14 protein-coding genes are annotated in these 13464 nt (G+C 70.7%); 7 read left to right on the forward strand and 7 right to left on the reverse strand.

Translation table 11 applies throughout. The features are described 5' to 3' along the window. Positions 1-85 precede the first annotated feature (85 nt). Both ACF1DX_RS05780 and mshB read right to left on the reverse strand, forming a co-directional pair. Complete coding sequence (locus tag ACF1DX_RS05780; protein ID WP_391789971.1) at positions 86-499, reverse strand: DUF6113 family protein; 414 nt, start codon at positions 497-499, stop codon at positions 86-88. Next, on the reverse strand, positions 496-1353 hold the full coding sequence (gene mshB / locus ACF1DX_RS05785) for an N-acetyl-1-D-myo-inositol-2-amino-2-deoxy-alpha-D-glucopyranoside deacetylase (RefSeq protein WP_391789972.1): 858 nt from the start codon (positions 1351-1353) through the stop codon (positions 496-498). Before mshB ends, ACF1DX_RS05780 begins: the two co-directional genes overlap by 4 nt. A gap of 128 nt (positions 1354-1481) precedes the next feature. On the opposite strand from mshB, the gene ACF1DX_RS05790 reads away from it, so the two are divergent. Continuing rightward, a complete protein-coding gene (locus ACF1DX_RS05790; protein ID WP_391789973.1) occupies positions 1482-3272 on the forward strand; it encodes a leucine-rich repeat domain-containing protein in 1791 nt (596 codons plus the stop codon). A 124-nt stretch (positions 3273-3396) separates the two neighbouring features. Next, complete coding sequence (locus tag ACF1DX_RS05795) at positions 3397-4008, forward strand: dihydrofolate reductase family protein (protein WP_391789974.1); 612 nt, start codon at positions 3397-3399, stop codon at positions 4006-4008. A gap of 99 nt (positions 4009-4107) precedes the next feature. On the opposite strand, the gene ACF1DX_RS05800 is transcribed toward ACF1DX_RS05795, so the two are convergent. The 3 genes from ACF1DX_RS05800 to ACF1DX_RS05810 all read right to left on the reverse strand — a co-directional run bounded on the left by ACF1DX_RS05800 (position 4108) and on the right by ACF1DX_RS05810 (position 6479). Continuing rightward, positions 4108-4731, reverse strand: a complete 624-nt coding sequence (locus tag ACF1DX_RS05800; RefSeq protein ID WP_391789975.1) for a Uma2 family endonuclease — start codon at positions 4729-4731, stop codon at positions 4108-4110. 52 nt (positions 4732-4783) lie between these two features. Further along, the gene (locus tag ACF1DX_RS05805; protein WP_391789976.1) at positions 4784-5770 is read right to left on the reverse strand and encodes a helix-turn-helix domain-containing protein; all 987 of its coding nucleotides are present in this window, start codon (positions 5768-5770) and stop codon (positions 4784-4786) included. 226 nt (positions 5771-5996) lie between these two features. After that, positions 5997-6479, reverse strand: a complete 483-nt coding sequence (locus ACF1DX_RS05810; protein WP_391789977.1) for an ATP-binding protein — start codon at positions 6477-6479, stop codon at positions 5997-5999. 154 nt (positions 6480-6633) lie between these two features. On the opposite strand from ACF1DX_RS05810, the gene ACF1DX_RS05815 reads away from it, so the two are divergent. The 4 genes from ACF1DX_RS05815 to ACF1DX_RS05830 all read left to right on the forward strand — a co-directional run bounded on the left by ACF1DX_RS05815 (position 6634) and on the right by ACF1DX_RS05830 (position 9042). After that, on the forward strand, positions 6634-7518 hold the full coding sequence (locus ACF1DX_RS05815; RefSeq protein WP_391789978.1) for a helix-turn-helix domain-containing protein: 885 nt from the start codon (positions 6634-6636) through the stop codon (positions 7516-7518). After that, a complete protein-coding gene (locus ACF1DX_RS05820; RefSeq protein ID WP_391789979.1) occupies positions 7515-7724 on the forward strand; it encodes a DUF397 domain-containing protein in 210 nt (69 codons plus the stop codon). The genes ACF1DX_RS05815 and ACF1DX_RS05820 overlap by 4 nt, the downstream gene beginning before the upstream one ends. A gap of 311 nt (positions 7725-8035) precedes the next feature. Then, entirely contained in the window at positions 8036-8497 is a 462-nt protein-coding gene (locus tag ACF1DX_RS05825) for a pyridoxamine 5'-phosphate oxidase family protein (RefSeq protein ID WP_391789980.1), read from the forward strand. 215 nt (positions 8498-8712) lie between these two features. Beyond that, complete coding sequence (locus tag ACF1DX_RS05830) at positions 8713-9042, forward strand: hypothetical protein (protein ID WP_391789981.1); 330 nt, start codon at positions 8713-8715, stop codon at positions 9040-9042. 57 nt (positions 9043-9099) lie between these two features. On the opposite strand, the gene ACF1DX_RS05835 is transcribed toward ACF1DX_RS05830, so the two are convergent. Continuing rightward, complete coding sequence (locus ACF1DX_RS05835; RefSeq protein WP_391789982.1) at positions 9100-10527, reverse strand: amidase; 1428 nt, start codon at positions 10525-10527, stop codon at positions 9100-9102. Positions 10528-10847: 320 nt separating this feature from the next. Next, entirely contained in the window at positions 10848-11042 is a 195-nt protein-coding gene (locus ACF1DX_RS05840; RefSeq protein ID WP_030860044.1) for a hypothetical protein, read from the reverse strand. Positions 11043-11228: 186 nt separating this feature from the next. Here ACF1DX_RS05840 and ACF1DX_RS05845 point away from each other — a divergent pair, with 186 nt between their 5' ends. Continuing rightward, on the forward strand, positions 11229-13367 hold the full coding sequence (locus ACF1DX_RS05845) for a prolyl oligopeptidase family serine peptidase (RefSeq protein WP_391789983.1): 2139 nt from the start codon (positions 11229-11231) through the stop codon (positions 13365-13367). The last annotated feature ends 97 nt before the right edge of the window (positions 13368-13464 follow it).

Below are 13464 nucleotides of genomic sequence, written 5' to 3' on the forward strand. Positions count from 1 at the left end.
TACTGGCCCTGTCCGGCCCGTATCCCAGTACCGCCGGGGAAACCCACACCGGACCCGCACGCCCGTGACGCGGCGAAGTGGTACGTCACTTGCCAAGTCGGGCGGGAGGGCCGTCCGGTTGCCGCCCGGAGAAGAGGGTGGCGCAGATCACAGCCACGACGATGCCGCCGAGGAGGAAGAGATAGGAGCCGCCGCCCGCGGCGAACAGGAAGTCGCCTTCCGGACGGCTGGTGGTGAGCAGGATGACGACGAGCGTCCAGCCGCCGGCGGCCCAGGCGCCCCCGGCCCGGCTGCGGAGCGCGCGGGTGGCCCCCAGGACCAGCCCCGCCTCGGCGGCGAGGGCGAGCAGCAGCCCGCCGGGGAACCAGGCGGGCTGCACCAGCGCCCCGGCCGTACCGACCACGGCGCCGAGCAGGAACAGCCCCAGGCAGGCGACGACCCGCCCCGCGGAGGGCGGCCGCAGCGGCTGGGCGAGCACGGAGGGCGACCGGTCTCTCACAGTGCCTCCCCGATCCCGGCGAACAGGTCGCTCTCCCGCCCCCCGGGACGCTCGCCACGCACCAGCTCGTAGTACTCGGTGGTGAAGAGCGGCTGGGCGAGTTCGTTGGAGAGCACGAAGTACGGTTCGGCCACGGTGATCTGGGTGGCGTGGGCGCGCATCGCGGCGGCCTTGGCGGCGGCGTACGCGGTGCCGTCGATCGCGGTGGTGACCTGCTCGTCGTCGACGACACCCGGTACGTCGTCGAGGACGCCCGCCTTCTCGAAGGGCAGGCCGGGCAGGTCGCCGTCGAGGCGGGCGAAGGCCTGCTCGGCGACGGACCGGGGCACCCGGTTCCAGTAGACCTTGGGGATGTCCCACCCTCCGTCGGCGGCGAGCTCGACGGCGCGCATGGCGACGCGGTGGGCCTGGATGTGGTCGGGGTGGCCGTAACCGCCGTCGTCGTCGTAGGTGACGAGGACCTGGGGGCGGATCTCGAGGATCACCTCGGCGAGCAGCCCCGCCGCCTGGTCGACGTCGGCCTGCCAGAAGCAGCCGGGGTCGTCGTTGTCGGGGAGCCCCATCATCCCGGAGTCGCAGTACCGCCCGGCCCCGCCGAGCAGCCGGACGTCCTCGACCCCCAGCGCCCGCATCGCGTCCTTCAGCTCCCCGAGCCGGTGCCCGCCGAGGGCGGCCCCGCTCAGGTGCCTCAGCCCGGGCGGGATGACCTCGCCCCGCTCACCGAGCGTGCAGGTGACCAGCGTCACATGGGCGCCCTCGGCGGCGTACCGCGCCATGGTCGCGCCGTTGTTGATCGACTCGTCGTCCGGGTGGGCGTGCACCAGCAGCAGACGCCGGTCGGGGAGTTCCGTCATGGGTTCCACCCTATGAGGCGCGGGGCCCTCCACGCCCGCACCCCGGGCGCCCGTCATTCTGTTCCGTCCCTCCCGCCGGGCGGGCCGCGGACACGGCGTGGTCACCTTCCTCCCCTACTGTCCGCCCCATGACCTCGGACACCCACGGCTCCCTCACCCAACTCGACGAATACCGCGTCCACTTGGGCCATGCGAAGCAGGCCGGCGCCCGCAAGGCCATCCGGGAACTCGCCTTGATCACCGACGGCGGGGAGGCGCTCGGACTGGCCGCCCGGTTCGCGCGGACCGCCGCGTACAGCTCCGACGCGCTGCTGCGGTTATGGCCGACGGCCGCCGACCCGGACGGCTTCTGCGAGCACCTGCTCGCCCCGGCCTTCGCCCAGGAGGGACGGACCGGGCTGCGGCTGCGCCGCATGACGTCGCTCCGGGGCCTGCGCCGCCTCACCACGCTCCGCACGCTGGAGATCGACCGCTGCAAGGAGGTGACGGACCTCACCGAACTCGGCGCCCTCACCGGACTGACCGGTCTCGGCCTGAACGGCTGCACGGGCATCGAGGACCTCGCGCCCCTGGGCCGCCTCACCGCACTGACCCGGCTCAGCCTGCGCCAGTGCCGGGCCGTGGAGGACGTCACACCGCTGCTGACGCTGAGCCGGCTGCGTGAGCTGGACCTGAGCATGACCAGGGTGCGTTCCACTCAGGGGTTCGACGCGGCGTTCCCCGTTCTGGAGAAGCTGACGCTCCGCGGCTGCCGGTCCTTCAAGGACGCGCGGCAGTTGTCCGGGCTGACCCGGCTCACCGGCCTCGACCTCGGCTGGACCGGCGTCCGTGACCTGGCCGGGCTGCACGACGTCCCCGCGGTCACCGAGCTGGACCTGCGCGACTGCGGCCAACTGCGCAGTCTGCGGGGCATCGACGCGCTGACCGCCCTCAGCCGCCTGGTGATCGAGGACTGCCCCCGCCTGAGGACGGTCGACGGACTCGGCGCGCACCCCCACCTCCAGAGGGTCCGCATCGAGGGCTGCCCCGAGCTGACCGACGTGAGCGCGGTGGCCCACCTGACGCGGATGAGTTCACTGACGATCCGCGGGTGCGAGCGGATCACGTCCCTCGAGGACGCCGGGGGACTCACCACCCTGGTGTCGGTGAGCCTCGAGGACTGCGCCGCACTGGGGGACTTCTCCGCCCTCGCGACCCTGCCCCGCCTCGAACGCCTGTACGTCGTCGGGTGCGACCGGCTGTCCAGCCTGGAGGCCCTGGGCAGCCTCCCCCGTCTGTCCGAGTTGCAGGTCAGCGGGTGCCGCCTGCTGCGCTCCCCCGGCGCTCCCGGCGGTCTGCCCGCGCTGCGCAAGCTGCGCATCGAGAACTGCCCCTCCCTGGCCGACCTCGACCACCTCGGCGGCCTCCCGTCGCTGGACAAGCTGTACGTGGCCGAATGCCACGCCCTCGGGAACGTCGACGGCCTGGCCGGCTCCCCGGCGTCCGAGGTGGTCCTCCGCGGGCTGCCGGCCCTGAAGTCGCTGCGCGCCCTGGGCACGTGCGAGGGGCTGCGGGCCCTGTACCTCTCGGAGTGCTCACGGGTGACGGACATCCCCGCCGGGCCCTTCGAGAAGCTCGCGGTGGGTCACGTGTCCTGGAAGGACCTCTCCCTCCTGGCGGGCCAGAAGCAGCTCCGCACCCTGGACGTCGCCCATCTGACCGAACTGGAGGACATCGGCGCCGTGACCGGCATGCCCGGCCTCGTCAGGATCGACCTCTCCCACTGCTATGCCCTCGAAGACTGCGCCGCGCTGTTCGAACTGCCGTCCCTGAAGACCGTCAGGGTTCCCTTGAGGATGAGTCTCCGTACCCGTCAGAGCCCGCCCCACCCCCTCGTGACCGAACTCACGGCCCGCGGGGTGACCGTCCCGAAACCCTGACGCTCCGGGCGTCACGCGGGCCCGTCCGAGGACGCGCCGCGGGGCGACCGATGAGTTTCCGCACGGCCCGGAGTCCGGAAGGGCGGGGACGGATGTGTCCCCGCCCGAGGGAAAGCGGTGTGTGATGAGGTTGGTACTGCAGGAATTCCTGTCTCTGGACGGCGTCTCCCAGGGGCCCGGCTCCCCGGACGAGGACACCAGCGACGGGTTCGACCGGGGCGGCTGGTTCGTGCCGCACCTGGACGAGGCGTTCGACCGGATCGCCGCCACCTGGCTCGCCGAGGCGGACGCGTTCCTGTTCGGCCGCCGTACGTACGAGAATTTCGCCCGGGACTGGCCGCGGATGACCGACCACCCGAGCGCCCGCATTCTGAACGGCTCGCCGAAGTACGTCGTCTCCCGGAGCCTGACCGAGGCCGGGTGGGAGCCGACCACGATCCTGTCCGGTGACATCCCCGCCCAGGTCGCCGAAGTGAAGCGGCGGCCCGGCCGTGAGCTCCAGATCCACGGCAGCGCCCGGCTCGGCCGGTCCCTGCTGGCCGCCGGTCTGATCGACGAACTGCGGCTCGCGATCGCCCCGGTGGTCGTGGGCAGCGGACGACGCCTGTTCCCGGACGGCGGCGCCCCGGCCGGCCTGCGCCTGCTGCACAGCGAGACGACGCCGAGCGGAATCGCGGTGCACGTCTACGAGTCGACGGGCCTTCCGGAGTACGGGACGTACGGGGCCGACGCGTAGGCGTCGGCCCGGACCGGTCGGAACGGGCCGCCGGGCGCGAGATCTTTCCGAGTGTCCGCCGGCCCCTCGGAACCGATCACCCGGTCCTGAGCACGTCCCTCAGGACTCGGCCCCGTCCGCGCCGCCGTCCTGGTAGCGCGGCAGGCCGCTCGTGGGAATGGTCCACTCGCCGATGGTGACGTCCTCGCCGTAGACGAAGTCCTTGCGCACCGCGTAGCGGGGGCCGTCCGGAGTGGAGTGGATGTCGGTGAAGACGGCGCCGGTGCCGGTACGGGGATCGAAGATCGCGTAGACCGGCACGCCCATCAGCGGATAGTCGCCCATCTTGCCCACCCAGTCGTTCTCCGGGTTGGACCGGGAGACGACCTCGATGGCGGCAATGAGCGTCCGGGGATCGAAGCTGCCCGGTACCTCCATGTCCGTCCACGCGATCACCATCACATCAGGGCGTCGCATGATGCCCTCGTACTCGTCTTCGACGTCGGGCTCCCCTGTATGAGCGACGACCTCCTCCGGCATCACCTTCTCGAGGCGTTTACGCAGGTGCAGGGTGGTCAGCTCGTGCGGACCGATGGGCGCCATCATGTCGTGGACGATCCCTTTCCTGGTGATCTCGAACTTGCCCGGGACCGTGTCGGTGTCGTCCAAGGACTGAACGACGTCTCGCATGGCCCGGTAAACGTGGGAGGCGCTCCGCCGCGCGTCGTCGGGTGCGATGGTCATGGCGCTCGCTCCTCGTCGTCTGTGCCCAGGGGCAAGGATCGTCACGTTCATGCTAGGCGGCCTCCTGGAGGTCGGTCCGGCAGGCGCGGCAGCGGCCGGGGTGGGGTGCGCGGAAGGCGCGGTCGCAGCCGTCGCAGTTCTGCAGGGGGTGCCGCACGGGTGGCGGGGCGGCCGGCGCGCGGAACGGGGGCGGCGGCGGGAGCTGGTCGGCGAGGCGGTGGGCCAGGAAGGCGGCGGGACGTCGTACGCCCCCGGGCGGCAGGTCGGCGGTCAGCGCGTGGCGTACGGCGGCGGGGGTGACGTCCCGCTCCAGCCAGGCGGCGACGCCGGGGGCCAGGTGGGCCGTGTCGCCGGTGGAGAGGAGCAGCCGGGGCTCGTGGCGGTGGAGGTCCGCGAGGAGGTCGGTGGCGGCGTGGAACAGCGCGGGGGCGTTGCACGCGGGACGCGGTACGGCGGGGAGCGGTTTGCGGGGTGCGCGTCGCTCACGCGTCTCCTGCGGTGCGCGCTCTTCGCAAAGCTCCTGCGGTGCGCGTCGCTCACGCGTCTGCTGTGGTGCGCCCTCTTCGCAGGCCTCCTGCGGCTGTGATTCCGCCGCTGCCGAGGGGCCCGGCCGGTCGACGGCCCGGGAGGGGGCCTCGGGGTGAGGGCGGGCCGCGGTCGGCTGGTTGCACGAGATCGTGCGGGTCACGATGCGGCCGGTGGAGGTACGGACGCATTCGCGGCGCAGGTAGCCGTGGAGCTCCAGCTCGCGCAGGGCGGCGGCGATACGGGTGGCCCCCTCGGGGAACCGGGCGGTGAGGCTCTTGATGTCGGCGGGGGCGCCCTTCGGCAGCGACTGGAGGTGTACGCCGAGCCCGATGGCGAGGAGCGAGAGTTCCCGGTGCTGGGCGAGGTGGTTGCCGATCACCGTGAAGCGGGTGGTGTGGCGGGTGTTGTCGTGCCGGAGCCCGCCGGTGGTGCGGTGGGCCCGGTTCGGGTGCTTGTTGCCCGCGAGGCGGGCCTGGGCGTGCGGGGGCACGCTAGGGTGCTGGGTACCCATCGGGAAGCCTCTATCTTCCTCGGTGGTCAGGCCCTCGCAGTGGGATTGCACTCCCGGCGGGGGCCGTCTCATGTCTGTGGTTGCGGTGGTGCGTTGCGCTGAGCGTCGGGCCTGGGCGGTCCGGAAATCCAGCCGAACCGGAGATGTTCACCCGCCCGAGTGAGTGCGACCACGGGCGGGAGGGGTGGGGTTTGGTGGGGTGCTTTCCCCCGGAGTTCTTTGTCTTTCAGTCGCCGGCGGCACCGGAGCGCGAAGGCGCGGGTTCCGGTGGCGTGAAGCCCAGTTCGGCCCAGACGGTCTTGCGCGGGAACCGCCCCTCGGTCACTCCCCAGCGGTCCGCCAGCGCGTCGACGAGCAGCAGGCCCCGGCCCGACTCGGCGGCGATGTCAGGTGCTTGGGGTGTGGGCATCCGGTCACCGCGTGTGTCGGTGACCTCGATACGGAGCGTGGCGCCGACCACGTAGAGCGTGAGCCGGAAGCTGCGGCCGGGGAGACGGCCGTGGGTGGCCGCGTTGGCCGCCAGTTCCGCGATGACGTGGCTCGCCCGCTCGTGCGGAAGCCCCCAGCTCCGGAGCGTGTCCACCGCGAGCAGGCGGGCGAGGCGCGCACCGCGCGGGGTGGACGACAGCAGCATGGTGAAGTTGTGGACGCCGAGGTCGGGTTCGGGTCCTGACCCGTGCTCGGCGATTCCCTGAGTTTGCTGATTCACATCACCGAGCGTGGCCGACCGGACATACTGTGATGTGTAATTGAGCTGTTACGTAGAGCTACGGTCCAAGGTTCAACCGGTCGTGTCCAGACTGTCGAAGTAGCTCCTGCGAACAGGTCGGAACAGTACGTCGCAGCATCACGGAGGGGCACACATGTCGGTGAGCGATGAGGCGGTGCGGGTCGGGACCGAGATGGACCAGACGGACGAGCCGGGGTGGGAGGTGGACCCGGACGACGACTGGGCACTGGCCGTGGTGGCCACGGTGGGGCGGCAGTTGAGGCTTCGCCGGGAGGCGGCGGGGATGCGGGTCAACGACTTCGCGGTGGCGGCCGGGTACGGTGCGGATCTCGTGTACAAGATCGAGACGGGCAAGCGGATCCCCAGGCCCGAGTACTTGGACACGGCGGACGAGGTCCTGAACGCCGGGGGGCTCATCGCGGCGATGCACGAGGACGTGAAGAAGGTCCGGTATCCGAAGAAGGTTCGGGATCTCGCACAGTTGGAGGCGCGGGCGGTTGAGCTTCAGCTCTACGATCCGCTGCACATCCATGGCCTGTTGCAGACTCCCGAGTTCACACGCACTCTTCTGACCATGCGACGCCCCGCCTATTCAACGGAGGAGGTAGAACGGTTCATCGCAGCACGCGTAGCGCGTAAGGCGATCTTCGAGCGGGACCCGGCCCCCGACCTCAGCTTCGTACTGGAGGAGTGGACACTTCGACGGCCACTGGGTGGAAGGGCAATCCTGCGCGGTCAGCTTGAGCACCTGATTAAGGCAGGGCAGTTGCGTAACGTCGAGCTTCAGGTGATGCCGATGGAACGCGATGAACATGCCGGTGTGGACGGCGGCATCGAGGTGCTCAAGTTCGAGGACGGTTCGGCAGTCGGACGTTCACCAGCGGTGGCCAACGGACGACCGGTTTCCGACCTGCGGCAGCTTCGTATCCTGGAACTCCGGTATGGCATCATCCGGGCTCAGGCGCTCACGCCACGTGAGTCGGCTGTCTTCATCGAACAACTGCTGGGGGAGACATGATCCGCAAGACCTCGTCCGGGGACGCCCCCGGCTTGGCGTGGTTCAAGAGCAGCTACAGCAGCGGCAGTGAGGGCGACTCGTGCGTGGAGATCGCGGCTGAGCCCGGCACCGTCCACGTTCGCGACTCGAAGAACGTCGAAGGCCCCCGGCTGGCCTTCGCCCCCGCCGCGTGGGCCGGTTTCCTGCCGTACGCGGTCGAGGGCTGATCCAGCGGGCCGCTTACGGAGCTTGGCCGGGGACGCGAAACAGGCCGAAGGTCCCCGGTCGGCGTCACCTTGCCGTGACGCCCCGCCGCCGGAGAAGCCCCACTTCACCGAAAGCGTGAGCAGTGGGCAGAGCAATGTCATCCAGACGCTCAAACGAGCAGGCTGGAGACAGTAAGGGTCAAGATGCTCACGGTTTTCGTCGTCGACCTGTACCGGTCGTTCCGGAACGGAGGCTGAGGGGTTCATCGGTCGCCGGGCGTAGGTCCCTCGCCTCATGCGTGTTCTGAACCTGCTGGCTATGGTCGACACCCATGCAGACCAAGGGAATTGTCCGCCGCCAGGCGGCGGAGCGTAGGCGCGACACTCTGGAACGGCTCGCCACCGAACGGGATGTATGGGTATCGACAGCACATCCCGATCACGGGCCGCACCAGGTGCCGCTGTGGTTCCTGTGGGACGGGCGAGCGGTGTGGGTGTGCACCAGCGCCACTACCGCGACCGCGCGGAACGTCCGCGAGGAGCCGCGCGTGCGCCTGGCGCTGCCGGACACCCTCGACGTGGTGCTTCTCCAGGGTGAGGCGGAATGCTTCCTGGACCAGGACGTGCCCGAAGACGCGGCCGAGGCGTTCGCCGCCAAGTTCGGGTGGGACCCGCGTGCGGAAGAAGGTTCCTTTCTGTACGTGCGTGTGGTGCCGAAGAGCGTGCGCGCTTGGCGCGGCGAACCGGAACTACGCGGCAGAGTGATCATGCGCGACGGGACGTGGCTGGAGTAGCGGCCGTCGCCGACCGACGCCCCTCTCCCCACCAGCGAAATCACGGTCTACGGCTGGAGTACCAGAACACCTGAAACGAGATCGTGAGGTCATGTGGTCAACAGATGACCTCACGGCGGTACAAGCGGAAGTCAGCCCGCCCAGTAGCGCTGCGCCGCACACGCGACAGCTCCAGTGTCAGTGCCGTCTGAGACCGTGCGGTCCTTGCGCCCGGCGTGGCGGAGGCGACGGCCGCCTCCCTGGTGATCGGCATCGGAAACGGGATGTTCTCCGCCCACATCGCGCCGCTGATCCTCACAGCGACTCCTGAAAGTCACCTGTCTCGTGTGCAGGCCGTACTCGTACTCGTCCAGAGTCTCGCTCTGCTGCTCATGAACAACCTCCTCGGCACACTCGCGGACCTCGAAGGTCCGACAGTCGTGACTGTCGCCTGCGCCACCATGCTCGTCGGCGCAGGGCTGCTGGGATTGACCTCCGGCCCGCTCCGCAAGGACCGAACCGGTCTTCCGCCCCGGTCGGACTCAGTCAGCACTCCGAACACCTGACGCACTCAATACGGGCAGCCCCGGCAGAACACCGGCCCCGATCTTGACTCTTATGCGCTAGACGTCCCGGAGCCGCCGGAACGGCCGGTCCGCCTCCAGGGCGAACGCCAGCTCCAGCAGCGTGCGTTCGGCGCCCGGACGGGCGGAGAACATGACGCCGATGGGCAATCCGTCCGACGTCGTGCTCGCCGAGGGCACCGAGAGCGACGGCGTGCCGACGACATTGTCGACCGGGGTGAACGCCACGTAGTTCAGGAGCCGTTCGATCAGCGTGGCGTACGGGACGGTCGGGCTCAAGTGGCCTATCGGCGGGGTGGTGTGGGCCAGGACCGGGGAGAGGATCAGGTCGAGGCCGCGGAACCCGGCCGCGTACGCCTCACGCGTGCGCTTCAGCCGGCGCAGTACGGTCGGCGTGGTCCGCCAGGCCCTCACGTACGTCTCGCGCAGGCCCCGGCTCAACCCGTCCATGCGGCGGCGGTCGAAGTCCGCGCCCAGCGTCCTGCCGGTGACGCCGATCAGGAACGACAGCAGGCCCCAGTACGTGAGGAAGTCGTCCGTGAAGTGCGGGTCGATGGAGAGTTCCACCGGTTCCACGGTGTGACCGAGCCGTTCCAGGCGCTCGGCCGTCTCCGTCACCGCCGCCCGGGTGTCCGCGTCGGAGCGGACGCCGTTCGGGGAGTCCACCAGGAATCCGATGCGCAGGCGGCGCTCCGAGGGGCCCTCGACGAGGCCGACGGGCGGCAGCTTCGGGTTGCGCCAGTGCTTCTCCGCGGCGGCCAGGAACGCCGCGCTGTCGCGCACCGAACGGCTCACGACGCCGTCGACGACGAGGTCGATGGGCAGTTGGCGGCCCTGCGCGTTCGCCACCATTCGGCCGCGGGTGGGCTTCAGGCCGACCAGTCCGCAGCAGGCGGCGGGGATGCGGATCGAGCCGCCGCCGTCGTTGGCGTGCGCGATCGGGACCGCGCCGGCGGCGACGAGCGCCGCGCTGCCGCCGGACGAACCGCCCGCCGAGTGGCCCGTGTGCCACGGGTTGCGGACGGGCTCGGCGCCCTCGTACTCCGTGGTGGGGCTGAAGCCGAACTCGGGCAGCCGGGTCTTGCCGAGCACCGTGACGCCGGTGCTCAGGAACTGGCGGGCGAACGGGGCGTGCCGCCGGGCGACGCGGGGTGCGAACGCGGCGCTTCCGTGACCCGTCGGCAGTCCCTGGTAGTCGGTGTTGTCCTTCACGAAGGTCGGCACCCCGGCCAGGAGGCCACCGGACCCGGAGCCGTGCGCCGGGACGTCGAGGTGCGTCTGGACCGCGTTTAGCCGTGACTCGACGGCCCTGACCCGGGCCGCCGCGTCACGGGCCACCTCGGCGGCGCCGACCTCGCGCCGGCGGATCGCGCGGGCGAGGCCGACCGCGTCGTGGTCGCCGAGGGCGTCGTCCCGGAAGACGTGCACCCTGGTCCGCGCCTCGCTCTGTTCTTCGGAAGTCGTCACCGTCGGCTCCGCCCCTGAACGCGTGAATGAGTGCCCGCCATCATTCCCTACCCGCGAGTAACAGGCGAGGGGTAGGCGAGCACGAGCCGGCCGGTCCACCGTCCCCCGAGAGGCCCCCGCCCCCACCGCCCACGGAGCCCGGCACGGAGAGGCACGCCGGAAGAACGCGCAGGACGTGGCCCCCCGCCGGCCCCCGCGGCACACCTCGGAACCCGACCGGACGACAGGACGGAAACAGGCACGCCGGAAGAACGAGCGGGACGTGGACTCCGGCTGGGTCCCGGAACGCACCTCGGGGCCCGGCCGGAAGACAGGACGGTTCAGAAGTTGATACTGCCGATCATCCCCGCGATGTTCGTCGTCAGCTCGCTGATGGTCGGGGCGATCGTCGACGAGGCGAGGTAGAAGCCGAGCAGCATGCACACCACGGCATGCCCTGCCTTCAGGCCCGACTTCTTGATCAGCAGGAAGACGATGATCGCCAGCAGCACCACCGCCGAAATCGAGAGTGCCACGGCGGTTCACCTCCAAAGATCCCAGGGCGCGGGGGTAAGGGAGACGTAGGAACATGGGGGCAGGTAAAACGACACAGCAGCCAGCAGGTTCATACCCACTATGCGCTAACGATCATAACTATCCGTACGTGCGCATCGGTCGGCGCACAGCCGCACAAGGGGGCGCATGGCCAATATGGTCAGGGCATGACGACCGAGACCGACTCCTTCCCCCGACGGCACGCCCGCACCCTCCGCTTCACCCTCGGCGCGCCGCGTTCGTTCAGCGTGGCTCCCGACGGCTCGCGTGTCGTGTTCCTGCGCTCCGGTTCCGGTACGGACCGGGCCAATTCACTCTGGGTCCTCGACACGGAAAGGGGCGGGGAACGCGTGGCGGCCGACCCGCGCGCCCTCCTGGGCGGGGCCTCCGAGAACCTCTCCCCCGAGGAGCGCGCACGGCGCGAGCGGAGCCGTGAGGGCGGCGCCGGCATCGTCGGCTACGCCACCGACGCGGCCGTCGAGTTGGCGTCTTTCGCCTTGTCAGGGCGGCTCTTCACGGCCGAACTGCGGGCCGGGACAGCACGCGAACTGCGCGTGCCGGGGCCCGTGATCGACCCGCGTCCGTCGCCCGACGGGCGGTACGTCGCCTACGCCTCCCGGGGCGCGCTGCGCGTCGTGGGGGCCGAAGGGACGGACGAACGGACCCTCGCCACCCCGGAGTCGGAGAACGTCACCTACGGTCTGGCCGAGTTCGTCGCGGCCGAGGAGATGGGCCGCTCGCGGGGCTTCTGGTGGGCTCCGGAGTCGGACCGGCTGCTGGTGGCGCGCGTGGACGACACGCCGGTACGGCGCTGGTGGATCTCCGATCCGGCACATCCGGAACGGGAGCCGCAGCGGGTGGCGTACCCGGCGGCGGGCACCCCGAACGCGGACGTCCGGCTGTTCGTGATCGGCCTCGACGGAACGCGCACCGAGGTCTCCTGGGACCGGGCGCGCTACCCGTATCTGGCGCATGTGCACTGGTCAGCGGCGGGTGCCCCGCTGCTGCTCGTCCAGGCGCGCGACCAGCGCGCCGCACTGATCCTGGCCGTGGACCCGGACTCCGGGGCGACCCGGATGGTGCACGCCGACGAAGATCGGATTTGGCTGGAACTTTTCCCTGGGGTGCCGTGCTGGAGCCCTTCCGGGCAGTTGGTCCGGATCGCGGACGAGGGGGGTGCGCGACGACTCGCCGTAGGTGAACGACCGCTCACCGGAGCGCAGTTGCACATCCGCGCCGTCCTGGACGTCTCCGACGACGACGTGCTGGTCTCGGCGTCGGCGGGCGAGGAGGCGGCCGACCCCGAGATCGGCGAGGTGCACGTCTACCGGGTGAACGAACTCGGCGTGGAGCGCGTCTCGCGGGAGCCCGGTGTGCACTCGGCGGTACGCGCCGGGGGCGTGACCGTACTCGTCTCGGCGGCCTTGGACCGGCCAGGTTCACGGGTCCAGGTGCTGCGTGACGGGAAACCGACGGCGACTGTCCCGTCGTACGCCGAAGACCCCGGTATGTCCCCCCGCGTGACGCTGACACAGGGGGGCGCACGCCGAATTCCGTGCGCCGTGCTTATGCCCCGGGACTACGCCGGTGACAGCCTCCTGCCGGTACTCATGGACCCCTACGGCGGCCCGCACGGGCAGCGGGTGCTCGCCGCCCACAACCCGCACCTGACCTCGCAGTGGTTCGCCGACCAGGGGTTCGCGGTGATCGTCGCGGACGGGCGCGGGACGCCGGGCCGCTCGCCCGCCTGGGAGAAGTCCGTCCGGGACGACATCGCCGCCCTCGTCGTCCAGGACCAGGTGGACGCCCTCCAGGCACTCGCCGCCGACTTCCCCCTCGACCTGGACCGGGTCGCCATCCGGGGCTGGTCCTTCGGCGGCTACCTGGCGGCCCTCGCCGCCCTGCGCCGGCCCGACGTCTTCCACGCGGCCGTGGTGGGCGCCCCGGTCACCGATCTGCGCCTGTACGACACCCACTACCAGGAACGCTACATCGGCCACCCGGACGAGCAGCCGGAGGTCTACCGCCGCAACTCGGTGATCGACGACGCGGGCCTGGTCGACGCCGCCGGACCGCACCGCCCGATGATGATCATCCATGGCCTCGCGGACGACAACGTGGTGGTCGCCCACTCCCTGCGGCTCTCCTCCGCGCTGCTGGCGGACGGCCGCCCGCACGAGGTGCTGCCCCTGTCCGGCGTCACCCACATGACCCCGCAGGAGGAGGTCGCCGAGAACCTGCTCCGGCTCCAGCTCGGCTTCCTCAAGCGTTCACTGGGGCTCGCAAACGGGGACGAACCGCGTTAACACACACGCAACTTCACGGAAGCGGTACCGATATACGGACACGGCACGCTGATCAGCGTACGGCCGTGCGGGTGCCGTAAACGGGCCGGGGTGCGCC

This window comes from Streptomyces sp. NPDC014676 (assembly GCF_043084105.1).
Classification (GTDB): Bacteria; Actinomycetota; Actinomycetes; order Streptomycetales; family Streptomycetaceae; genus Streptomyces.

Coding starts and splice junctions, on each gene's coding strand:
- mshB (WP_391789972.1), bottom strand. CDS start 1,353: ATGACGGAACTCCCCGACCGGCGTCTGCTGCTGGTGCACGCCCACCCG.
- ACF1DX_RS05790 (WP_391789973.1), top strand. CDS start 1,482: ATGACCTCGGACACCCACGGCTCCCTCACCCAACTCGACGAATACCGC.
- ACF1DX_RS05795 (WP_391789974.1), top strand. CDS start 3,397: ATGAGGTTGGTACTGCAGGAATTCCTGTCTCTGGACGGCGTCTCCCAG.
- ACF1DX_RS05800 (WP_391789975.1), bottom strand. CDS start 4,731: ATGACCATCGCACCCGACGACGCGCGGCGGAGCGCCTCCCACGTTTAC.
- ACF1DX_RS05805 (WP_391789976.1), bottom strand. CDS start 5,770: ATGGGTACCCAGCACCCTAGCGTGCCCCCGCACGCCCAGGCCCGCCTC.
- ACF1DX_RS05815 (WP_391789978.1), top strand. CDS start 6,634: ATGTCGGTGAGCGATGAGGCGGTGCGGGTCGGGACCGAGATGGACCAG.
- ACF1DX_RS05820 (WP_391789979.1), top strand. CDS start 7,515: ATGATCCGCAAGACCTCGTCCGGGGACGCCCCCGGCTTGGCGTGGTTC.
- ACF1DX_RS05825 (WP_391789980.1), top strand. CDS start 8,036: ATGCAGACCAAGGGAATTGTCCGCCGCCAGGCGGCGGAGCGTAGGCGC.
- ACF1DX_RS05845 (WP_391789983.1), top strand. CDS start 11,229: ATGACGACCGAGACCGACTCCTTCCCCCGACGGCACGCCCGCACCCTC.